A 22,739-nucleotide genomic window follows, 5' to 3' on the forward strand; every position below is an offset into this window, starting at 1 on the left:
TTTACCACCCCTTCATTTTTTATTTAAAACATTGTTCCTAATGAATTCATTATCTCTACTGCCATTACTGCTAAGTACATAAGTATAAAGCAGCCTAGCATCATAAAGGAATATTTTCTAAGCTTACCAGGTCTTTTCATTGCTATTGTTTTAAGTCTTTGAAGCTCTAAAGCCTTTAAATCATGGGCTAGCATCTGAAAATATACTACTCCATTGTCTCCCCTTAATACACCTATAAGTCCTCTTACTATTTCAGAAAGGGTTGAGCTTCCAATCCTAGCTTCAAGCCTTGTTAGGGCTGATTCATAGCTTCCTGATTTCATATCTGCTATGGTTATTTCAATTTCCCTTTTCAAGCTATCCCCTGCATTTTTCTTATAGGATTCGAGTATTGATAGTACATCTCTACTAGCCTTTAACTCCTGTGTTAATACTCCTGCAAAGCGTGGTAATTCATATTCTATATCCTGTCTTTTTTCCTTTAAGGCTTGGTCTGCACTGTTTATTTCTCTAAAATAGATTGCTATTGCTGTAAATAGTATTACTGGTACTAAAATAGGAAAAATAAATAAAGCAGGTATTATACTTAGTAGTATAAAGCCTGCTTTTACATATGCCTTTGCTATAAAGGTTTCTGGTGTTAGGTTTATTTCTGCTGACTTCAGTATTGATATCAGCTTTCTTTTTTTGTAAGGGCTTATCTTTATTATCTTAGTTAGTTTTTCTGCTATCTCTAGAATGAATAGTTCTAAGCTTTTAGATTTTTTTCTATCTCTTTTGTTTACTGTTAATATGGCTTTTGATGTTTTATTCTTGGGTAGCTTCAGTTTATCTCCTAATATAAGAAACATTCCCAATGAAAATAAACATGTAAAAGCAAGTAGTATTGCTGTCATTTTCTCACCCACCATTTTTTATAATAAAAAAACACACAATTTTAATCTTGTGCGTTAGTTTGAGGTATTTATTTTTTTAATAATGATCCTAAAAATTGCCCATAAGAGAATAGTACAGCTTCATTGTCATTGTATAATACAATATTATCTATTCTTCCACTTGAACCAGTATCAGATTCGAATGTTATTTCATTAGTATCATTCTTAAAATTAACTTTAATTCTACTCACTGATTTAGGTTCTAAAGCAATTAATAACGGAGTATTATCATTACCATAAGCTATAGCCCCATATTCGTTATGAGTTTGAAATATTTTTTGATTAATATTAGGCTCTTTAATTCCTAAATAAAACTCTCTTCTTTCATTACTGTGGTTTTTTAATTTGATTTCTGCTCCAAATTCAGTTATTTCTTCATCATTAGCATTAAAATAATGCTCACTTTCATTCCATATGACCTCTATTGATAATAATCCGTCTGCTTCTCGTTTAATCCATTCAGCATATTCATTAAGCCCAGCTGTAAATACAAAAAGTATTATACAGATTATAATAAATATTTTCATTTTACTAAGCTTTAATTCCAAATGGCAATATTTATTTACACCAATTAATCCAATTATTAAAGGGATTAAAAAATAAAAAATTGTTAAATGTGTTCCTAAATTACCATTACCAGACCAAGCCTTTAATCCCATTCCTTGTATTATATAATCCCCTAATGCTCCAAAATATTTAGTGTCAACCATCATAAAAAATGATATAGCTGTTAGCATAATTGAGCCAATTGCAAGTATTTTATTTTTCAAAGAGTAAACCTCCCATTTAATTACTACCATAGTTTATATTACCATACCTATCTTCTATACTCAACAGGTTTAGACAGCCTGATCACAGCCCCAAGAGAAATAAATATCACTAGCATACATATTGCTAAAACTGCTTTACCAGCTGGTGTAAAGACTAATGTCTTATACCAGCCTCTATTAAGAAAATACATTAGTGGTATATTTCCTATGAGTAACAATAGAAGGGTTACAAATTCCTTTATTGGCTCATACATTAGATATTCCAGCTCTGCTCCTACTACTCTCATGTCCGATAGCTTTGATACAGTTGGTGATAATGTATGCTTTAGGTTTTTATCTTCTCTACATGCAATAAGTCCATCTACCCATTCTCTAAATACCTCATTATCTATCTTAGATTTCAACCCCTCAAGGGCTAAATTCACATTGGAGTTTATTAGCTTTGTTTGGGATAAAAAGCTTTTAAATACATCTCTAACCGGTGGATTTATATAGTCTATATTTTCTTCTACTGCTGTTAGGATGCTTTCACTTCTTAGATAGGAGTTTGTTATTACTGAAAGAGCTGTTTCTAGCTCACTGTTTAGCTGTTTTTTATAGAATACTGCTGTAAATTTTATATACCAAAATGGCATTAATGCAAGTCCTGCTGCTAATACTGGTATCATTAATAGATTTGCCATGGATATTGACAATAAAGCTCCTAGTATTAATAGGGTAAAGGATAGAATGCATATAGCTGTAAATTTATCCTTTTTCCCTGTCATTTCAAGTATATCTTTGGTTTCAGTAATTAATTTTTTAAATCCTCTTTGCTTCTTCTTATGCTGGACTTTATTTACCTTTTGTTTTATGATCACCTTTTTATTTCTAAATGGTTTTGATATACTTTCTAATAATTCTAATGGTGATAAATCAAGTAGTATAAAGCTGCCCGATATAAAGCCTAAAAGAGCTATTATAATTAGCGTTGTCACTCATTATCACCTTCCTTCAAAAATCTTTTTAAGGCATCTTGGGGCAAACCATTTTCCAATAGTCTTTTTTGAAGGCTTTCTGATATATTATTGACCTTTTCAAATTCACCAGCTATTACAAATTTACCATCAACTATTTTATTTTCTTTGACTTTGTAACGGTATAGGGTACGGACTTCCCTTTTACCCTTTGGATGAATCACACACTCTGTTATTTCCATTATTTTTCTTGTATTGTCCTCTAATTTTTTTGCAAATACAACAATGGGAAAGGCTTCTGTTACTAGCTGATAAAGTGTATTATCATTTATATCATAACGCATTTTGCACAGGGTAACCATTCTTCCATAAGTTGCTTCGCAGGAGTTTGCATGAGTTGTTGTAGTAAGGGCATGTCCAGTTCTTGCAGCTTCTTGAGCTGCAAAGGCCTCTGCTGATTTCATTTCTGCTACGCTTATAACATCTGGATTAGCTGTTAGTGCAAACTCTAATAGCTTTTCTTGGTCTATGTTCTGTTTTTCATCCTCTGAATATCTTGTTACTGTATGGATGACGTTATTAATTACATTACCTTCTTCATCCTCCTTCACCAAATCAAATTCACGGGTGCCATTTTCTATTGTTATTATCCTTTTATCCTTGGGAACTGTTGATAGTATCCAGCTCATTAGTGTTGTTTTACCACTACTTGTTGCTCCAGTGATACAGTTACTTACACCATATCTTAAGCATATACTTAGAAAATCTAGCATTTCCTCTGTGGCTGTTTTGTTTTTTATGAAGTCTTCCTTTTTTAATTCTCTGGGATTTACTATACGAATGGATACCGCTATGCCCTTATCTGGATCTATTACTCCATTTCCAAAGACTGTTATTCTTATTTTGTTGGATAAATGACCTCGCACTACGGGTTGAGAATTATCCAGAATCATTCCTGATTGATGCAGCAGTCTTCTTATGACATCTATGGCATGACCTGGAGAATTGAATTTTTCTTTTGTGGGAATTATTCTCCCATCTGAATAGGTTATTTTAATATCCTTGTAGGAATTAATATTTATTTCTTCTATGTCATTGGCAAAAAGGTATTTTGTTAGAAATGAGAATTCTGCCATTTCGCAGTAAAGCTTGTTAACTAGTTCTTGCTCTGTCATTCCTTCTATACTATATCCATAATCTCTAATGAACTTGGCTATATATGCCTTGATCTGTTTTTTCTGCTCATTTGGATTGTCTGAAATTAGTACTGCATATTTATTGGAGATATATTCTTGTACTGACCTTAATATTTCTGTGAAGCTGCTTAAGGTATCCTTGCTTTGGAAAAACATAGCTTTTCTACTCATTGAATCCCTCCATTTTCTTTCTTTAGTATTTTAAAAAGCTTATCCTTGAAAGATAATTTATTAGCTTTTCTATCCATCGATACTTTTTCTTTATCCATTGTTGATTTGAATTTATCTATGAATGAAATAATGCTATCTTTTATCGATTGTAATATCTCTGAAGATTTCTTTTCATTATTTAGGCTTGTAGCTTCTGAATCTGTAGATATAATAGCTTCTACTATCTTGGAAATTGTATCGTTATACTGCTTGCTTTTTTTAGATACCAATGACTCTAATAGGATGCCTGATAGAAATTGTTCTTCTATTTCTTGTCTATGGGGAAGGTGATATTTTACTCCACGAAATCTCTGAATAACTGGTGATTTGGCTTCATAATCTTTAATATTGGATAATATTTTGATATGGTCATTGGCTTTAAATCTTCTGTGGGAAATTAATGGTAGATGGGATTCATAGAAGGATATGCTTTTTAGGTCACATGTAATATGTCTTAACACTACATCTGCCATTTCTAATGCTGTGGCTGAAAGTATGTTAGTTTCTATATTACTAGTACAATCTACTATTATATAGTCTGCTAGGTGTCTTAATAGGATGAGAAAATCAACTGCTCTTTCCCTATCGTACTCGGCATAGGAGAATATATTGTCTCCCTGCTTATATCCTATAAAGGTGAGGTATTCATTTTTCTTTAGTGTTATGCACTGTGATAATATGGTTTCCTGGGTTATTTGGGGAGCTGATAATATATTTCCTAGTGTCTTATCTCCTATACCTTGATTAGGTAATACCGTCATTAATGCTGGAGAGCTTAAATCACACATCACAACAATGACATTCTTCTTTCTCTTCGACAGCTCTTTAGCTAGCTTCATTGTTGTTATGGTTTTGCCGCTATTAGCACTTCCCCATACTGCAATTATTTGATTATTGGTCATTGGCTGTCACCCCCTGCTTTGCCTCTGTAAGTCCATCGTCATTAGAAGTAGTTACCTCTGGATTTGATATATTCCCTTCTAATTTTAAAATTAGTTCTTCCTGCTCTTTCAAAAACCTTTCTGCATTTTCTCTTTTTCCTCTGTAAACTAGGGCTGTGTGGATTTTGCTATTCTGTTCTAGTTCAGCTAATAGCTTTGATTGCCTTTCATTAACTATGAGGGTTATGGTTGAAGGCAGCTCCTGATCTTCTTCACTGCTTGAGCCTTCATAGATTCTGTCTGTACCTTTTTTAGTTGTAACTGCTAGCACCTCTACATATTGAAGCTCAGGAAATATTATTGTTTCTCTGAATTCTCCATAATCGGAAGCAATAATCGAGACAATATCACCCTTTTCTATTTTCCCAGATAGTCCTGCTGCAAAGCTTTTTATGGTTACTGATATAGCTCTTTTACTTCCGTCAAAGTTATATAGATACTCATTTTCTGTTAATGGATCATCAGATACTTTAGAGCTTAATATATAATCGCCTTTCATTAAATCTGCTGTTGCATATTTACCTACAATATTTGATTTATCCTTTAATACGTTATCTGGTAGGTTATAGCCTCCAATGGTTACAGTTTGTACTTTACTATTTGTTATGACTTCTCCTGCTTTTATGTTCTTAGATACTCTTATTATTTCTGTCTTTGCTCCTACTGCTTCATTGAAAAGGGGTGTTACTCCGAAGCATATGATTAGGGATAGTAGTATACATATAAGCCCTAATATTGTTTTATTTTTTAAGAAATTCATAGTCTAATTCCTCCTTTTATGTATTAAAAAAGCTCTCAATCATTGATTGAAAGCTAATTTTTCATTTTAGATTCTACTGGATTAAATTGCATTGGTGTAAAGATGAAGCTTGCTAATATGTATCAGAATTAAGTTGGGAATAAAATTTATGGTCAAATATTTATAATTGCTTATAATAATCTAATTATGGAGGGAAAGTGTAAATCTTTTAATATTAGTTCTTTTTATTATTTTCAGTTATGTTTTATCTTGAATTTAAAAATGATTGGAACAAATAGAATCTATAACATGGCTAAAGTCTGTTTTAGTGTTGTAACATTTTCATAGTACCTACGCAAGCATCCCATAGGACTTAGCGTCAATTTTGACCACGAAAACTCTACCCCGTATACAACAAAATTGTTGTTACAAGTTTGTGTTAGGAACTGATGTATTATCAGATGCTCTTAGCTATAATATTACTTAAAAGCTGTACCGATTTTCTTTGGAAAACCAGCTTCAATATTTACAACTTCATTATCATCATTACATCTAAAAATAAAACCTTGTATATACTCATTCATAAAGCAATCAAAAAAACTTAAATACAATATCTGCTCTCTACTTTTGTCAAAACTAACGTTAATTAAATAAGTTTTATCAAGTTTCATATTTGCTTTAATGATATAATTAAATGCTTGTCCACCAAAATTAGTTCCATTATTATATGTTAGAGTTCTAGCAAAATTCTTTCCTATATTCTCAATTTGAATTAATACAGGTACTTTTTTATCACCCTTACCTAAATCGCATAATTTATCTATATTGTCTGTATTTTCAGTAATATTCAAATTAAGAAAAGGCTTATTTTCAATCATTTTATTCTCAACATCTGATTTACGATAGTAACTAATTGTAAGCATAATTCCTATAATAGACAAGAACCCTGAAATTATACCACCTAAAGCTCCACCCCAAAATGATGCAATGGAACTAATACTAGTACCTACAGTAGCTTCAAAATGACATAAATTCATATATACAGAGCGCCAGTATGTTTCAACATGCATACAGAATAATACCACTATAATAAAGATTAAAGGTATAACGAAAAACCATATTTTACCAAGATTCATTTTGTTATTACAATCTTTGTATTCTAAACCTAGTCTTGTCATCTTTATTTTATTACACATTATATATCCCTCATTCTACTAATTTAAAATTTCTGATAACGTTGCCACAAGTCCTGAGGCAAGTTGTGCCTCAGCGTTCGCACCATTTTTGCTCACCAACACAAAATCCCTTGTCCAGCAAAATCCATGTCAAAAATTTGCGTTGAAGAACTGTGGTATTATTTTATGTTTAAATTTACCACTAAATAAATTCTAAGGTTTAAATATTACTGACAGAAGATATAGTTCTACATAATCATTTTCAATTTTTTTATTATTGTAAGATAATACTCTACCACTTTTTGATTTAGCAAAAGTTCTCGTTGAATTAAACTCTATAGATGAATAATTAAATTCAGTCTTGATGGCAATATAATCATTCAAATAATCTATATCTATAGTTCTATCAACCACTTGAACAGGAACATTATAGGTTTTACCATATCTGCCACATAGCCAAATAATATATTCTGAGTATGAAGACTCTGGAGCTTCTTTAATCTGTTCTAAAGTTAATCCATATTGCATCAATTTAGGAACATAATTTTGAATCATTGTTGTGGACCAATAAGTTCCTATATTCCAACATATAACAATATCAAATGGTATAGCTTCAATAATAAAATTTGAATTATTGTCACAAACATCCATTAAAATAAATATAACATCACATTTGCCAATATCATCTCCTAAATCCCCAATCTTATATCCATTACTTAATATTAAATTTTTAGCTTTTCCCATACAGTATTCATTCTTTTCTATAGCAATAACTTTATGACCATTTTTAATTAATGCTAAAGTGCTATAACCAGTTCCACAGCCTATTTCCAATACAGTATTATATGATTTAATTAAACCACACATCCAATTATAGTCATTGTTATTATAAAAAAATGCTGAACTCTTATCCCACTGCTCTGAGTACTCTTTTTTCTTATCCATATTTAGCCCCTCTTATATATTTCTTTAGTAAATATCTGATTTTCAAACTTACCATTTCAACCATATTGAGAAACCAATCCATAAAAAAGTAATACATGTTAAAGATGTATCCATATTATACCATGTAGATGTACTTCTAAGATTTATTTTTATTAATCTACCTATACAAACTAAAGTTTTAATATAATATACTTTGAGAATTCTTATAGCTTCAATTTGAAATTATATGGATAATGTTCAGTTCAACGTTTAAACAGTTCCCAACACAATTTTGAATCTTCTTTTTTTGATAAATAATCGTATCAGAAACTACTGTGTTAGGCAATATAATTAATCATCCCCTAAAGCTTTATCAGTTAATTTAGATGCAGTAAAAGCTAAATTTTTCTCCCATAGTTTGTGCCATTCTTCTATTTCAATATCACTTTCTATATATTCATCAGAATTATCTGCCCATACTCTTTTTAATGAATTTAAATTTGTACTGCATGCAGCATAGAAACCATAATTATTAATACTATTTAATTTACTCTTTATAAATTTCTTTCTATTTTTAGAAACTTCAAATTTCAATTTATTGCCAAGCACTATTCCTATTCTATAAATATGAGGACAAAATATTTCTATCCATCATAGTTATATTTCACCATATTCTAACTGCTTTCATCATCTTATTATGATTATACATATTAAAAAACAGTAGTTTATACAGATACTGTTTCTTAATATTCATGATATGGATAATAGGAAGTAAATATTGTTAATTATACTGATTATTAAAACTCGAAAGAAGATAGGATTCTTTTAATAGTATCGTCTGAATTTCATTAAGTAGTCTTTCTGATTGTTTTGATTTAAACTTATAGTCTAAAGGATACCATATGTTAAATATGTTGTCATTACAAGGATTCATACCAAGAAGATCAGATAACATCTTAAAATCCAATTTTTCGTTATTGATTCGATTAATAGCAAATCTAAATGTTTGCTCCTTAAAGTGAAAACGGAAATCTCCTGAAAGCAATGTTTCTAAAGTATCTCGATACAATATAACTGCTGAAATTTTATCGAGGTCGTTTCGATTGAAAATATCAGTTCCATCTCTATGTTTAATTAACTTTAATGCATTATTATTATTAAACAATCCATTTTCAGTGTTAATGAAAATGCTCATTGGTTCATTAACACCACATTCTGGAAAATCTGTATATGTCCAATTAATAAAAAGTAAATTAAAATGCTTGTTAGTAGTTGGTATTTGAAATTTACTTGACGCACTTTTTATGAATCCCCCAAGCTTACTGACTCTAGGAAAAACCAACTGTAATTTATTTTCCAAACAAAATTGTTTCAATTCATTTTTGGTTGATTGATTGAGTGCAATATTGGGTTTAATTGCGCCATTCTCTCCTTCAAGAGGATCTATACTGTTGCTAAAATTAGCCTTTTTAACCTCAATATCCATGATAACATCATTTTGAAATATAAACCTTGCTTCAGGGTTTCCTCCATTTATACCTTGTTTAGGCTCATAGTAGGATTCTTTAATTTTACCAATAAAATTGCAAAAATAGAAAAGTACGTTAATTTCTGATAGAGCTTCAAAAAAAGTCGGTTCCCGATAATTCTTTTTACCTGCTGATAATTGATTTTTTACAAAATCAATTATTTTTTCTTCTGAAAAAACACCAGCACATCTACGTAACTTATTTGAAAAATTCATTAAAAAAGTCGAAGAGAAGTCAGGTGTACAATTATTAATGAATGATCTACTTAATAAGTGCTCATATTCTTTAATAATATCAACTTCACCTTTCATTGCTCTAATTAGAAAGTGATTTTTAGAATAATCTTGCATGAATCCATTATCGTAAAGTGAATAAATATATTCTGTCAACTTATTTCTATTAGTGTTTATCATCTTCATATTTACCCTTCTTTTAATATAATGATTTATATTTTGTTACTACAGCTTTGAAACAAGATTTATATCAGTATGGAACATTTTTATTTCTTTAATTATATTACTATTCAAATTTATACTCTTTAAAAAATCACTTATATAATTAATATCAATAAAATTGTACTCACATATAATAATTTCAAGTGGTAAAATAAGTTGCTCGATTAAAGTATAAGAATCAGCATCTTTGATATTTAAAGTCTCTAACGACCATAGAACTGGCAAAACATGTAACATAACATCTTTTATAACTTGAGATCCCCTTTCAACAATTGATGATTTAATAAAACAAATCTTTTCTAATTCAGGCACAAGTTTATAACATAACTTATATAATAGATTTGCATCTCTTTTATGAGATTGTTCAACTCCAGAAAAAACACTTGTTCCGAAATCAATTAAAAATACTTCATCCATCTGTGTGTTTATCATTATGTTTTTTTCGTGTATATCACCATGAAAATAACCCGCATCGTAAACGTCACTTAAAATGCGAAGAATTTTTTCTAAATATATATATCTAATAACAAAGTCTCTCTCATCATCTAAATAGCTCTTTAATGTAATCCCCCTAACATATTGCATTCTGCAATAATAATGCTCTTCAATAGTATTTGCCTCATAAATAGTAGCAATATTTTCATGGAAGAATTTTGAATTTTTTCGTACTTCACTTAGAAATCTTTTTTTATCCACTACATTTTTACCAATTCTAGGCGTCCAGATTTTCAAAGCTTCCTTACGTTCTAAAACTTTATTATATATTAAAAACACGTGTGCATTTGCACCATATCCAAGTTCTTCTAAAAAAACTATATCTTTGAACTCTAATAGGTTTTTATCAATGAAAAGATTGCCGTCTCTTATCGTAAACTTTATCATTTCATTTTTTACCTCCATATTAACTTCTATTAATTAGTCTAATGGTTATATGAATAATGGACATCTAAATAACTATACCTGCTATTGCCAATGCCTTATTAATTACATCACTAGTCGTAAAGCCTTTTATAATGTTGAAGAATTCTATCTTTTTCAATTCCCTAATCAATGAAACAACATCATGTTTTGATTTACATTTATTGGTTAACAATTCAACTAGTTGTCTAATTGTTACATAATTTTCATCAAAATTTTTTTCTAAATCAATTTTGAATGTTTCATTAAAATGTATGTACCCATCGTAATAATTTGCTAGAATTAACTCTATATGATCTTTATATTTTTTATCACTAACTTGATTAAGCTCATTTTTTATGGTAATAAAAGCATCTAAATCAAAGTAAACTCTGTTATTGTTCCCTGGAAATTCTAAAATCGTTTTCGTTGAAGTTTGTTCATCAGGACAAAGGTATGCTCCATATCCTGCCCAATAAATATCCAAGACTTTACCAGTGTTCAAGTGCCAATATTGATAACAATCGGATATTATATTTTTAATTAGACTAATATCATATCGCGCCAACATGATCCCAACTATGCGTTTTTCGTCATAATCATATTTATGCCGTACTATTTCTTTCAATAAATCAACTGATAATGCAACTTCCATGACTACCCCTCACATTCACTTTATAATCCTTTAACTTCTCATTTTAGACACAATTATTACATATAAAGTTATTTAAATTTACTGTTTCATTATTTGTTAATTACATCCAACTATAATACTTATGTAAATATCATTAAATTCCTTTGACTAGTTTTGTCGAACTAAAAATAATACTGAATCAAGTAACTACTTAAAGTTCATTGACTTCAATGTAATAAAAAGGATAAAAAACCTCCAGTCCCTAGATAAGGCACTAATGGAAAGGATATATTTCTATCCTTTTCTTTGAGCTTGTAATATACTCCATTAATAATTACAGCGGTGGTAAGCCCTATGATTGCAGCTATTAATCCATTTTTAATTCCTAATAAAAATCCTATTCCAGTCATTAATTTTATATCTCCACCACCTATGCCTCCTTCCTTTAATAATGCTGCTATTAAAAATGGGAAAGGGACTATTATGGCTCCTGCTAATGATTGATATAAATTTATATTGATTAAGCTTACTAGTATTATTAAAATGTGAACCATGTTAGGAATTATCTTAGTTTTAAAGTCTACATATGCTGTAAATATTAATATCATTGAAAATAAGAAACCTTTGAATATCATTATTGAATTATCAAAGGTTTTTGTTAAAATAAGCATTGCAAGAATATTTATGATTACTGTATATGGGTACTTATCTAAGTGTAAATATTTCATCAGAATTATATCTATCAGAATACTGACTGCAGCAGCAAAAATTATATATTTCTCCATGTTACTCACCTACCTAAAAATGTACTTCATGTGAATTCTTACACAATATCTATGCCTAATAATTAGATAGTCTTTTAAAATCCCATTCATCAAGATATTTGTACTTGTACACCTTTTGACTTTTTGCAAATCTAATCATAAACTTCATCTGATCATAGGCTGAAATATTTGTAATATCTTTTGTGAACATCATTACTGCTGCTGAAATTGAGCATAAAATAAACACTACTGAAAAGGTAGTGTTCTTCGTTAATATATATATGATTGTGTCTATTCCTCCAGCTATAAGTGTAACTATAGCTGACTTAATAAGTTCTTCTTTTCCAAAGCCTTCAAATAATTCTGTTCTTGTTTTAAGACCAAGGGGTATGTATAAGGATTGATTTTGCTTCAATATATCGCCTCCTTAAAAACAACTACTAATTACTGTCACACCACCCATAGAGCTAATAATACTTGGGAGTATAATAAATATTACATATAATACCCGACCACTATATCCTTTATCTGCCACACACTCTCAGCAATAATGTAAAACACTACTATATTCCTAGCTTTTTTCTTGTATCCCTCTGATTCTTGTTCATTTCCTCCAATTTTAATAAGACAGAACACCACTCTAAATGATGCACCTACTCTGATTAATACTATAAAGGCATCGGCCATTTCCTTTAATAAATCCATCAATACCTCCCACTACTTTTTAAATGCTCTCTTTGCTATTTGTACTAGCCTTATTCCTGAATATGCAGTTCCCATTGGATTACCTGTGCCACCTGATACTATAATGAACTCTTGTAGAAATCTCGGTGTCTTTATTGCTAGCATTAAGGCAGCTATTCCCCAAAACACATGTAAATTTAACATTAGTCCTACACCAAGCTTTGCAAGGACTATTTGAATAAGTACAGCTAGTGTTGACTGGAAAAATTTTTGTATATAGGTTCTAAATACTCCTCCGTCTGAGTCTATTAAGCCACTGCAAGCAAGGGGTAAGCCTACTCTAAGTATGAATATTTCCATACCTCTTATTAAAAACTGTATGTATAATAGAAAAAAACAGATAAAGAATATTAGCGATACTATTGCTGTAAATAGCCCTGCTGTTGATATACCAGATATTATAGATGTAAAATCTTCATTCATTCCTAATCCTATAGCTGTCAATATTTTATTTGTCATATCCTCTATTATTGTAGCCATCCAACCATATAGTGTGGGAAATGATACTGCTATGGCTAGTGCTTTAAAAAATCCTGTTAAAAGTATTAATGGGTCAATTTCTGCATCTCCATCTGTCCATAGTATGTAAATATCAAATCCCTTCTTTAAAAATTTTAAAACTATCAAGGATATTCCAAAGCTAAAAAATATATCAAATACCTTGGTAAATCCATTTGTTTTTAGAAGGGTTCCCATATATGTTTCAGCATATAAAGCTATTGGACTTAACCCCTCTAATACTGAGTTTGCATACGTTAAACACCCATTTAATATTGCCACTATAAGGAGAACTAAAAGAACTTCCAATCCATCGCCTCCTTTGTTTTTGACATAAAAAAACCTATTGACTAAATTGCTAATCAATAGGTAATATTCATTATCTAAATTATTTTTGTTGTCTTTAATACTCGGATACAATCTCCAAATCCCTGTATATAGCTTATATAATTACGTTCAACTGCTAACACATTCTTCTCATGTAAATATTCCTCTATAAGTTTTTTCTCTTCTTCGTCTAGAGCTGATATTATCTTATCTACTTTACAGCTTAATTCAAGTATTCTTTTTTGCAGCATTTCCATATCCTCATCAGATTCTTTCACTTTCTGAAAATTATATTCTAATAATTCTGTTATTAAATCCCTTACAAACATCTCATATTTTATTTCCATATTCCCACCCTTAATTAAAATTTTCTAATCTTCTTTTAACCTCTTTTTCATCATATACCGCTCAATAATTTCTATATTTTTTACCTTTATTTATTTTCTTCCTTAGTCAGTCATAAAAAGTCTTAATATATAATACTATAAAATTATTATCTCTCATTTTGGGAGATTTGTCAATATCTCATTTTGAACGATATATAATAATTTTGAGGTGAGTATTATGTTGATTGAAAGACTAAAAGATTTAAGAGAAGATAACGACTTATTACAAAAACATGTGGCTAAAGCACTAAAAATTCCAGAAAGAACATATGGTAATTATGAACTTGGACATAGAAAAATACCTATTGAGATTTTAATTGAATTAGCAAAGTTTTATAATACAAGTACTGATTACATTTTAGGGCTAACTGATAAAAAACAACCATATCCACCATCAAATAAGTATTAGGCTTGCAATTATATTTTGCAAGCCCTTCTTTTTTCATTGACCGTTAAAATTAAACATCTCTGTTATCTTTTCAGTTAAAGTTGGCAGTATTGTATCTTTGAAAAGCATATATAATCCTGAAAGGATTAATCCTCCTACTACCACACTTATTAAGATTTTTAAGGCTGTATCTATAAATCCTTCTCCCTTATTGGATTTTAGTATCTTTTTTGTTTTACTTAACATGTTCATTCCTTTAATTTGTGTTCTTACTATAAAATTTCTCATTATAAATTCCTCCTGGTTTTATAATTTATTTTTATTGATAATAACCAATAATTAGGTTTAAAATTGCTGACCCAAGGACAGCTCCAATACAAGATACAATGGCTGTTGTTATACGATTATTCCATTTTTTTACGTCCATTTCATCTGCTGCACTTCTTCTTATGCAAAAGTATATTATTAGTAATCCTGCAACTATTGGAGCCAATACCATGAGCCATACTGTTACATCATTTATAAGCTTTTCTGTTCCTTTGACCAGCTTACTGTCTTTTACCTTTGGGGCAGCATAGACGGGGATTGTATATGCAATTACAATACCTGCTGAAATTATTAATGCTTTCAGTCCCTTTAACGCTTTTTCAAATTGCGAAATTATCAATAGCTAGTCCTCCTTCCTATTCATTTTTGTTTTGTAGTCTCCCTCCTCATATCCTTTAGTGATACTTTTGGTTGTTCACATAGAGCTTTAAAGTAGACCCAAACATTCCATAGATCCATATCATTAGTTTTTTCAATTCTCCGTCTCCGTCTTTTTTCTCTAAGCTCTCTAACTGCTCTATTATGCTCTTTATCTCCTAGTCCAAATATGATATTAAAGCTCCATCTTGATAAATCTGGACTATACATCATAGCTGGATTGCTCCTAGATATAACTAAGGAATATGGTCTTGAAATAAGCCTTACTTCATCTGGTGTAAGTAAGGCTCTGCTTGTAAGGTTTAGACTATGGGAGCTTGATGGTGCTGAGTATTTACCGTGGGAAGCACTTAGGGTATAGGTGCTTACTGTGTAATTCCCCAGTTTTTTTGATATTTCTTCTAGGGTTTCAAGATCATCTGCCTGGAGATAAATCCAGTTTTCACAGTTGCTTTTGATGGTTTTGGAGATTTCCTTACCATACTTTTCATCAATCTGTGCAAAGGATTGTACAAATAAGTTAAAGCGTATTCCTCTACCTCCTCCTACTGTAAGCTTTGCTCCAAAATCAGCTATTTTAGCAAAGTTTCCATACTCATCTAGGATAAAGTTTACTCTTCTTTTGAGCCTTCCACCTCGCTTATCAGCTTCATTTACTAATAATTCATAGTGCTGTGATACTAATAAGCTTGCTAGACTGTAATAGGTTGTTTTTTCATCGGGTAGTACTATGAATAATGCTGTTTTTTCTTCTCCCAGCTTATTTGGATCATAGTCGCTAATGTTTGTCATGGAATTAATGAATGGATTTGTGAATAGTCTAAGGGTTGTTAAAGCAGCAGTATAAAAGCTTCCTCTTGTCTTATCTGGAGCTACCTCAGATATGGATAATAGTCCTCTGGCAGGATGTGACTGCTTTAGGGTTTTGACATATTCTACTATTGGCATTTTTCCATTGATGGTTTTGCACATTTCTGAAATGAAATAAAATACATTAGTCATATTCTGATACTTTTTATTCAATCTATCTTTGTTATCATAGACTACTGACATTATTGAGCTTGCTATGATGCTGGCTTCCCCATCGGTCCAAATTCTTTCCCCCTTGGCTTCCCCTACAAGCTGTGATGTTAAATCCCAAGTTTTATCTATGGCTTTAGGAATATTTCCTTCATCAACTGCATCAATAATCGGCTGTAGAAAGTTATATCTTGTGCTTTTAAATGGGTTTTTAAAGTCTATTGTTATGACCTTATATCCCATTCTTTCTAGGTATGGAGCTGTATACTGATTTAATTCTCCCTTAGGATCTGAAATCACCATGCTTTCTCCTGCTAGGGCTAGAGTTCCTATTGTTTGAAGCACTACTGTTCGGGTTTTACCACTTCTTGTTGCTCCTATGCAAAGGCTGTGAACGTCATCACCTATGTAGTAGATTTTTTCCTTGTTTTTGTCCTTATGATGCCCTAAGACTATACCCCCCTGTGATATATATGTTTTTTCACATAAGGGATTCTCTTTGGCTTCCGCTGCTTGTAGATTTGTTTCCTTAAAGCTTTCTTCAAAATACTTTTCCTTGATTTCTTTCTGCTCATTTTTGTCATCCCCCTCATCATTCATATCATCATAGCCCTTTGACATAAGGTCTTTAATATTGTTATCTCTTGTATCTAATACAAAGCTTTCAAAGCTACTATCCTTATCATTCAGCCATCTTGCAGAGCCAAATTGGTTTTGTCCTGCTGGTACAGGGGTTTTAATGTCAGGAGTTATTTCTACCAGCTCACTTTGATAGGGCTTGTTATTAGCAATATAGTAGAAAACTGACATTAGAAGTATAAATCCTTGAAAGCATAGAAAAAGCAGCAGATGGGTTTTATCTGCTGCTAGGCTTTTTATACATTCTATTAAACTTAATATCTGTAGGGTTTTCATTTTTCTTAATAACAAATAATGAACATTGGTTGAAAAGAATAGGTTAGCTATCAGTCCAAGGATAAATATTAGGGATGATATATATAGTTTTTCTTTTTTCTTCAATTAATCTCTCCCTTCATTTTACTCAAAATAGTATTCTACACTATATGTAATATTGGATTTGTTATACATACACCTATGGTTTGTATAGTAATAAAATTCTAGCTTTGTATATTTTCCTTTGTCTAATGATCCTGTCATTGTTATACCGTTATTAGTATATTCAATGTCTATCTGCTCCCAAGAATCGGTGATCGGATTGTAGCCTTTGATTCTTCCGTGGTCACTACCGTTGTGTCCTGAAACTGGTGGTACAGTAAAGGTGTACTCTACTATACTTGCTCCTTCTATTCCCTGTTCTATTATTGTTGAATCAGGTCCTGTTAATGTCATTCCACCACCATTTTGTGAATCTGCCACAAAGAATACAATAGCTGATTGTGGTGATTCTGCTCCTGCTTCATCCACTGCCTTTACTTTTACTACATTTTTACCAAGGGGATACTTACCTGTTTCAGCTACTCTACCTTCCCAAACATAAGTAATATCATCACCATCTGAGTCATTTGAGCTTGCTGTAATTGTAATGCTGGTATTAGGAGGAACACTATTGCCATCTGGTGTTCTAGTAATGACTGGTGTTGTTGGTGGATTATTTTCCACATCAAAATTAACAATAGCCCACTCTGAATAAAGACCATAGCTATCCTTAGCTCTCACTTTTACTGTATTGCTTCCAGCTGGGTAATAATTATCAGTTGTCTTACCGACATACTCATAGATTACTGTATCACCATCGGGATCTGTAGAATCTATATTAAGATTTACTTTAAACCTTCCATCTGAAATTTCTCTTGTAACATCTGCTGTGATACTTGGGATTGATGGCGGATTGTTAGTTACACTTACACTGTTTGAATAGGTAAACACTCTATTTGTACTATCGGTTATTGTTCCTGTAAGTGTATAATCGCCAGCCTGGTTAAAGCTAATAGCTCCACCATTATTAGTAATGTCCCCAGTTAAATACTTTGATATATCTACAGTCTGACCATCCTTTGATAAGCTCCAAGCAACCTTTAAAGCTCCAATATCTGTTGGACTTGTAATTAAATTAAATTCACTCCCAATATGGAGACTATCGGAAAGGCTTATATTTATCTTTGGTATTGGATAAATTTCTATAGTATCTTTAAATACAAACGCTCTACCAGTCCCATCTTTTGCTGTTGCTTTTAAGCTATATTTCCCTTTATCCCTGAATCTTATTGATCCACCGTTATTATCAAGACTTCCTTCAATGTATATTGATATATCTACTGATTCACCGTCCTTCTGTAAAGTCCATACAATATTATTTGACCCTATCTCATTTAAATCTGTAATTACATCTATCTTACTATCTGTATGTCCAGTCTGAGGTAAGTCAAAGCTTGCTTTGATTATTGGATAAATTTTAATACTATCCTCATATTCAAAAACTCTTCCAGCCTCATCGGTAATTAATGCTTTCAAGGTGTAATTTCCTTTTTCTTTAAGGGTAATTACTCCACCATCATTAGATAAATCTTCTACTAAAGCTGTGACTTGATCTTCCTTTTCTAAGCTCCATACAATATCAAGCTCACCCAATTCTTCAGCATTTGTAATAACCTCTATTTTGCTATCGGTATGTGCATATGCTCCTAGATCAAACGTTGCTTTTGGGATAGGATATACTTTAATTAATTTACTGAATTCAAATTCTTTGTTTCCATAATTAGTAGCTTGTGCTGTAAGCTTATATATTCCTTTGTCTGAAAAATTTATAGCTCCACCAGTTGTACTTAGTGGAGCTTCAAGCTCTACTTCTACCATTTCATCGTCTTCATTTTGTTTCTCTAGCTTCCAAATAAGCTCTTTTACATTTTCTGTGGCAGCTTCTATTTCAATTTCCTTATCGGTATGTGTATACTGTGGCAAAGAAAATTGAACCTTTGAAGCAGGATAATGCTTCCTTCTGTGGGTTTTATTTTCTATATCAATTTCCTTATTCATGACTTTTTGCTGATTAATTAACATTTTAACTGCTTCGGCTCTAGTAGCCAGTCCATTAGGTCTAAATGTATTATCTGGGTAGCCTGATATTATTCCATAATATTCTGCTAGATATATGTATCCTTTATCTTCTTTTTTTATATTTTCATCATCATCAAACTTAATATTAGCAGCCATTTTTCTAGTCTTTTTGTCTTTATCTATTGCTCTTATAATCATTTTAGCTATTTCAGCCCTAGTTATTTCTTCATCAGCTAAATATCCATTTACGTACTCATCAGGAATAATTACTTCTTTTTCTACTAATGCCTCAATAAATTTTTCTGACCATAAGCCTTCTATTTCCTTAAAAACTACAGTTTTTTCTTTAGATATTTCTTCTTTAAGACCTAGTATTCTATACATCAATGTGCTAAATTCACTCCTAGATATATTGTCATCGGGTTTGAAAGTGCCATCGGGATAACCACTTATAATATCTTGATTTACAAGATCTATTATCTCCTTTTCTGCCCAATGTTCTTTAATATCAGAAAAAGTAGTATTCTTTGCATATACATTAGTTGAAAATACAATAAGCAGCGTTATTACTATTACTATCTTAGATTTTTTCATATTAATTCAATCCTTTCTTTATTTTGATTTTAAAATTTTAAATTTATATCTCTGTATACAGGTGCTGACAATAAAACAGCTTCTTCGCTTATACATCATTATTTTACCTCTTGGTATTTTTAGCTCTATCATATATACATTTGTTTATCATACAGTGAATTTTTGTTTTATCATTTCCGAAGCTATCTTTACCATCTCTATAATAGGTTAGAAGGAACGGACAGCTAAAGCATTTACATTTATGATTTTTGAATGCGATTCCATGCAAAATATTCTCTCCTCTCTGATTATCTTTCATGGTCTATTTTCTTATCCCAATTAAGCCCCCTTCCTTTTTTAAGCTCTGCTATTCTTTCCTTTAGTGCATCTCCTTTCAGATCTCTATTCTTAAGAAAGGTTAAGGGATAGTTGCTTTGATTGGTGCTAGTTGATTTTGACAGCATATAAATTGACGAAATTAAAAGCTCCATTCGATTATGAAGGAGCCTCTTATCCTGGTACTTTTTATTTAATTCAAAGGTTTTTAATAGGTTTTCTTTTGTAAATTTTTCAGGTGGATAGAGCTTTCTATTCCTGCATTTCTTGCCGTCAGGAGTTATAAAGGTTATGTATTTTCTATTATCTTCCCAGCCTACCTTATAGCCCAGCTTTTCCATGCTAGTAATGAATTCTTCCCTGCTTGATGAATTTCTCATGCATTCCTTTACCGCTAGATATAATTCATATTTCCAAGACGCTCCCTTCTTTTTACTTCTATACTCACCACGATTTTTATAGTTACCTTCTTTGCCTTTTACAACAATTAGACCGTACTGACGACAAAGCTCATCGGAACAATCCTTTAATTCCTGAAGCTGCTCCTTTGATAGCTGCCATTTGAGTCCTGTGTCTGCATTGACAGTGTTTACAATAAAGTGGGTATGTAGGTGTGGCTTATCGGTATGAACTGCATATACTACTTGAAATCCTTTGAACATTTTATGCTGTAATAGCTTATCTGCTATTTCTTTTATAGTCTCTGGACTTGCTTTGTCTAGGGGAGAAAAGGATTGGATAAAATGAATATACTGTCTGCCATTTTCTTTTTTATAGTTTTGCTTGGTGAGTACAAATTCTTCATAGGCAGTAGCGGTATTACAGTTTAGCCCTGCGGTTAGATGATACTGAGTTTTTTGGAGATGTAAGATATATGTGATGGCTCTTTTCATAGCTGAATAGGTGCTGTTTTTTCCTTTCACAAAGTCTATTATAGCTATAGTATCACCTGCTTTTTTTGTTTTTTCTAATGATTATAAGGAATTTATAAATATCTTGTAATAGATTATGGATGGCTGATAGATTGGGATTGCTTATTCTTCCTTGATGGTATAGAAGGGTTAATTGATTAAGGTTATTTCCTACTTTCAATAATTGTCTTGTGAATTCTTTTATTTCATCAATGACTATTATATCTTTATCTAGTGCAGATGAGATAATATATGCACTTACTGACATGTTGGCTTTTTTAGCCTTTAATTTTATTTTTTCTAAATCACTACTGGCAATTCTGAATTTGAATTCTGTGTCTTTTTTTATATTGATCACTTCCTTTACTGAAAAAATAAAGACCGTATCTGCACTAGCATGATACGGCGTTAAGGGGTGTGGGGATTCCCCCACTTTTACAAGCTAGTTGTGGGAACAACTAGGAAGCTTGCCCTCTCTAAAGAGAGGTTTTATATGTAAGTCCTGCGGACTTTTTTTAAAAAAATTCAATAGATTTTGGGTATTGAAAAGCAAAGTTTCTTAAATAGTATGTTCTAATTATATGTGAATGAGATATTAGCAAGTATAAGTTTGATTTCATAATTCAAAATAATAAATTTTATATTCGTCTATTATTTAAGTACTAATATAGAAAATTATGAAAACAATAATGGTAAGTAATCTTTCTACATTTGCCTAATTTAGTCCTAAAGCTTCAATAAATTCAATATACTCAGGCTTGGATACATCAAATTCATCTATGATCTTATCTACCAAAATATTAGTCAAAACCTCATTTTGAAATTCTAAGCAATCCATATGATTTTCCAAAATATATGTTGCTAAGTATCTTGGTAAACCTATATTTTGAAGTTCTATAACTTTCAGATCGGTAGTACCATATTCTAAATAATCGCCCCAATTAGCTCCAGCATTTTCTTTACCAAATTTTTCACACAAAATCAAATAATAATTTGTAAAATAGTTCTTTACCTTAAATCTAATATTTGTTTCGATATCACGCATTAGCTCATTTATAATAAGGTTTATTACCCATTTTTCTTTTCCTGTAAACTTTATCGAACCACCTACATCCCAATATTCACCTCTTTTTTTATAATAGTTTATAATATTCCATATTATTTTATTTAGAGGAACTGAAGTCATCCAATCTTTCATAAGTACCGCATAATACTTTAGCTTATTCTTATTCTTGGCTAAAGCTCCATGACCTTTTGATTCTTCCATTTCCCAATTATATAAACTATAAAATTTCATTAAAAAAGCATAACAATCCTCTCTTGTTACTTCTTTAGGTAGAATTAAATATTTCAAATCATCTAATTCCCATATTTTATTTTGATATTTTTCTTTAATCATTGATGAAGTGGCAAGTATTTTTACTGGAATATTATTATACTTTGCTTTTCTTTTCAATATTTCTTTTCCATTTTTATTCCTATTGTAGCTTCGCAATTTTTTTTGCAAATTTTCGCATGATTTTTGGCAAAAAAGCAGACTCATATTTTCGAGCCTGCTTTTCTCTATTTTACTGGTTTTCTTCTTGATGTGCAAGGTGTTCAGCCACTGGTATTTGATAACTTTCAGGAATACCCTCAATTTCTCTTTTCCCAGCTTTAATGAGAAAACTGTAAATTTTTACCATATATTGTTTAATCATCTTTATTCCCT

26 protein-coding genes are annotated in these 22,739 nt (G+C 31.0%); 1 reads left to right on the top strand and 25 read right to left on the bottom strand.

The features are described from left to right. Positions 1-23: 23 nt before the first annotated feature. From B5X81_RS16400 to B5X81_RS16480, 17 genes are all read right to left on the bottom strand, one after another. Positions 24-896 (bottom strand): secretion protein F, encoded by an 873-nt coding sequence (locus B5X81_RS16400; protein ID WP_079493232.1) that lies wholly within the window; start codon positions 894-896, stop codon positions 24-26. A 68-nt stretch (positions 897-964) separates the two neighbouring features. After that, positions 965-1,705, bottom strand: a complete 741-nt coding sequence (locus tag B5X81_RS16405) for a hypothetical protein (protein ID WP_079493233.1) — start codon at positions 1,703-1,705, stop codon at positions 965-967. Positions 1,706-1,752: 47 nt separating this feature from the next. Beyond that, entirely contained in the window at positions 1,753-2,682 is a 930-nt protein-coding gene (locus tag B5X81_RS16410) for a type II secretion system F family protein (RefSeq protein WP_079493235.1), read from the bottom strand. Beyond that, entirely contained in the window at positions 2,679-4,028 is a 1,350-nt protein-coding gene (locus B5X81_RS16415; protein ID WP_079493236.1) for a CpaF/VirB11 family protein, read from the bottom strand. Before B5X81_RS16415 ends, B5X81_RS16410 begins: the two co-directional genes overlap by 4 nt. Then, a complete protein-coding gene (locus tag B5X81_RS16420; RefSeq protein ID WP_139380371.1) occupies positions 4,025-4,969 on the bottom strand; it encodes an AAA family ATPase in 945 nt (314 codons plus the stop codon). The genes B5X81_RS16415 and B5X81_RS16420 overlap by 4 nt, the downstream gene beginning before the upstream one ends. Further along, entirely contained in the window at positions 4,959-5,768 is an 810-nt protein-coding gene (gene cpaB, locus B5X81_RS16425) for a Flp pilus assembly protein CpaB (protein ID WP_079493238.1), read from the bottom strand. Before cpaB ends, B5X81_RS16420 begins: the two co-directional genes overlap by 11 nt. A 458-nt stretch (positions 5,769-6,226) precedes the next feature. Continuing rightward, positions 6,227-6,943, bottom strand: a complete 717-nt coding sequence (locus B5X81_RS16430; protein ID WP_079493239.1) for a hypothetical protein — start codon at positions 6,941-6,943, stop codon at positions 6,227-6,229. 192 nt (positions 6,944-7,135) lie between these two features. Next, positions 7,136-7,867: a class I SAM-dependent methyltransferase gene (locus tag B5X81_RS16435; protein ID WP_079493241.1), complete on the bottom strand. Its 732-nt coding sequence runs from the start codon at positions 7,865-7,867 to the stop codon at positions 7,136-7,138. A gap of 330 nt (positions 7,868-8,197) precedes the next feature. Continuing rightward, positions 8,198-8,440, bottom strand: coding sequence for a hypothetical protein (locus B5X81_RS16440; protein ID WP_139380372.1), 243 nt, complete (start codon positions 8,438-8,440; stop codon positions 8,198-8,200). Between the two features lie 187 nt (positions 8,441-8,627). Continuing rightward, positions 8,628-9,794 carry a hypothetical protein gene (locus tag B5X81_RS16445; RefSeq protein WP_079493244.1) on the bottom strand — a complete coding sequence of 389 codons (1,167 nt, stop codon included), beginning with the start codon at positions 9,792-9,794 and terminating at the stop codon, positions 8,628-8,630. Between the two features lie 39 nt (positions 9,795-9,833). Then, positions 9,834-10,712, bottom strand: a complete 879-nt coding sequence (locus tag B5X81_RS16450; RefSeq protein WP_170917472.1) for a protein kinase domain-containing protein — start codon at positions 10,710-10,712, stop codon at positions 9,834-9,836. A 64-nt stretch (positions 10,713-10,776) separates the two neighbouring features. Beyond that, positions 10,777-11,382, bottom strand: coding sequence for a hypothetical protein (locus tag B5X81_RS16455; protein ID WP_079493247.1), 606 nt, complete (start codon positions 11,380-11,382; stop codon positions 10,777-10,779). 206 nt (positions 11,383-11,588) lie between these two features. After that, positions 11,589-12,146, bottom strand: coding sequence for a prepilin peptidase (locus B5X81_RS16460; protein WP_244282132.1), 558 nt, complete (start codon positions 12,144-12,146; stop codon positions 11,589-11,591). 55 nt (positions 12,147-12,201) lie between these two features. Continuing rightward, positions 12,202-12,540 (bottom strand): hypothetical protein, encoded by a 339-nt coding sequence (locus B5X81_RS16465; RefSeq protein ID WP_079493248.1) that lies wholly within the window; start codon positions 12,538-12,540, stop codon positions 12,202-12,204. An 80-nt stretch (positions 12,541-12,620) separates the two neighbouring features. Further along, entirely contained in the window at positions 12,621-12,830 is a 210-nt protein-coding gene (locus B5X81_RS16470) for a mercury transporter (RefSeq protein WP_079493250.1), read from the bottom strand. A gap of 12 nt (positions 12,831-12,842) precedes the next feature. Continuing rightward, entirely contained in the window at positions 12,843-13,676 is an 834-nt protein-coding gene (locus B5X81_RS16475; protein WP_079493251.1) for a conjugal transfer protein TrbL family protein, read from the bottom strand. A gap of 74 nt (positions 13,677-13,750) precedes the next feature. Beyond that, a complete protein-coding gene (locus B5X81_RS16480) occupies positions 13,751-14,041 on the bottom strand; it encodes a hypothetical protein (protein ID WP_079493253.1) in 291 nt (96 codons plus the stop codon). Between the two features lie 217 nt (positions 14,042-14,258). Between B5X81_RS16480 and B5X81_RS16485 the strand changes: the two genes are divergently transcribed. Then, a complete protein-coding gene (locus B5X81_RS16485; RefSeq protein ID WP_079493254.1) occupies positions 14,259-14,489 on the top strand; it encodes a helix-turn-helix domain-containing protein in 231 nt (76 codons plus the stop codon). A 33-nt stretch (positions 14,490-14,522) separates the two neighbouring features. Here the strand turns inward: B5X81_RS16485 and B5X81_RS16490 are convergent, their stop codons facing one another. The 8 genes from B5X81_RS16490 to B5X81_RS28480 all read right to left on the bottom strand — a co-directional run bounded on the left by B5X81_RS16490 (position 14,523) and on the right by B5X81_RS28480 (position 22,728). Continuing rightward, positions 14,523-14,756, bottom strand: a complete 234-nt coding sequence (locus tag B5X81_RS16490; protein ID WP_079493256.1) for a DUF6133 family protein — start codon at positions 14,754-14,756, stop codon at positions 14,523-14,525. A gap of 31 nt (positions 14,757-14,787) precedes the next feature. Further along, entirely contained in the window at positions 14,788-15,135 is a 348-nt protein-coding gene (locus B5X81_RS16495; RefSeq protein ID WP_139380373.1) for an Mbov_0395 family pilin-like conjugal transfer protein, read from the bottom strand. A gap of 20 nt (positions 15,136-15,155) precedes the next feature. Next, complete coding sequence (locus tag B5X81_RS16500) at positions 15,156-17,213, bottom strand: VirD4-like conjugal transfer protein, CD1115 family (protein ID WP_139380374.1); 2,058 nt, start codon at positions 17,211-17,213, stop codon at positions 15,156-15,158. 18 nt (positions 17,214-17,231) lie between these two features. Next, the gene (locus B5X81_RS16505) at positions 17,232-19,802 is read right to left on the bottom strand and encodes an S-layer homology domain-containing protein (protein ID WP_079493257.1); all 2,571 of its coding nucleotides are present in this window, start codon (positions 19,800-19,802) and stop codon (positions 17,232-17,234) included. A gap of 287 nt (positions 19,803-20,089) precedes the next feature. Beyond that, the gene (locus tag B5X81_RS16515) at positions 20,090-21,040 is read right to left on the bottom strand and encodes a relaxase/mobilization nuclease domain-containing protein (RefSeq protein WP_244282133.1); all 951 of its coding nucleotides are present in this window, start codon (positions 21,038-21,040) and stop codon (positions 20,090-20,092) included. A gap of 22 nt (positions 21,041-21,062) precedes the next feature. Next, positions 21,063-21,461 (bottom strand): plasmid mobilization protein, encoded by a 399-nt coding sequence (locus tag B5X81_RS16520; RefSeq protein WP_244282134.1) that lies wholly within the window; start codon positions 21,459-21,461, stop codon positions 21,063-21,065. Between the two features lie 282 nt (positions 21,462-21,743). After that, complete coding sequence (locus B5X81_RS16525) at positions 21,744-22,484, bottom strand: PH domain-containing protein (RefSeq protein ID WP_208985078.1); 741 nt, start codon at positions 22,482-22,484, stop codon at positions 21,744-21,746. 112 nt (positions 22,485-22,596) lie between these two features. Beyond that, positions 22,597-22,728, bottom strand: a complete 132-nt coding sequence (locus B5X81_RS28480; protein WP_280175263.1) for a CD1375 family protein — start codon at positions 22,726-22,728, stop codon at positions 22,597-22,599. Positions 22,729-22,739: the final 11 nt, after the last annotated feature.

Origin of the sequence: Maledivibacter halophilus (assembly GCF_900167445.1) — a bacterium.
GTDB lineage: Bacteria > Bacillota > Clostridia > Peptostreptococcales > Caminicellaceae > Maledivibacter > Maledivibacter halophilus.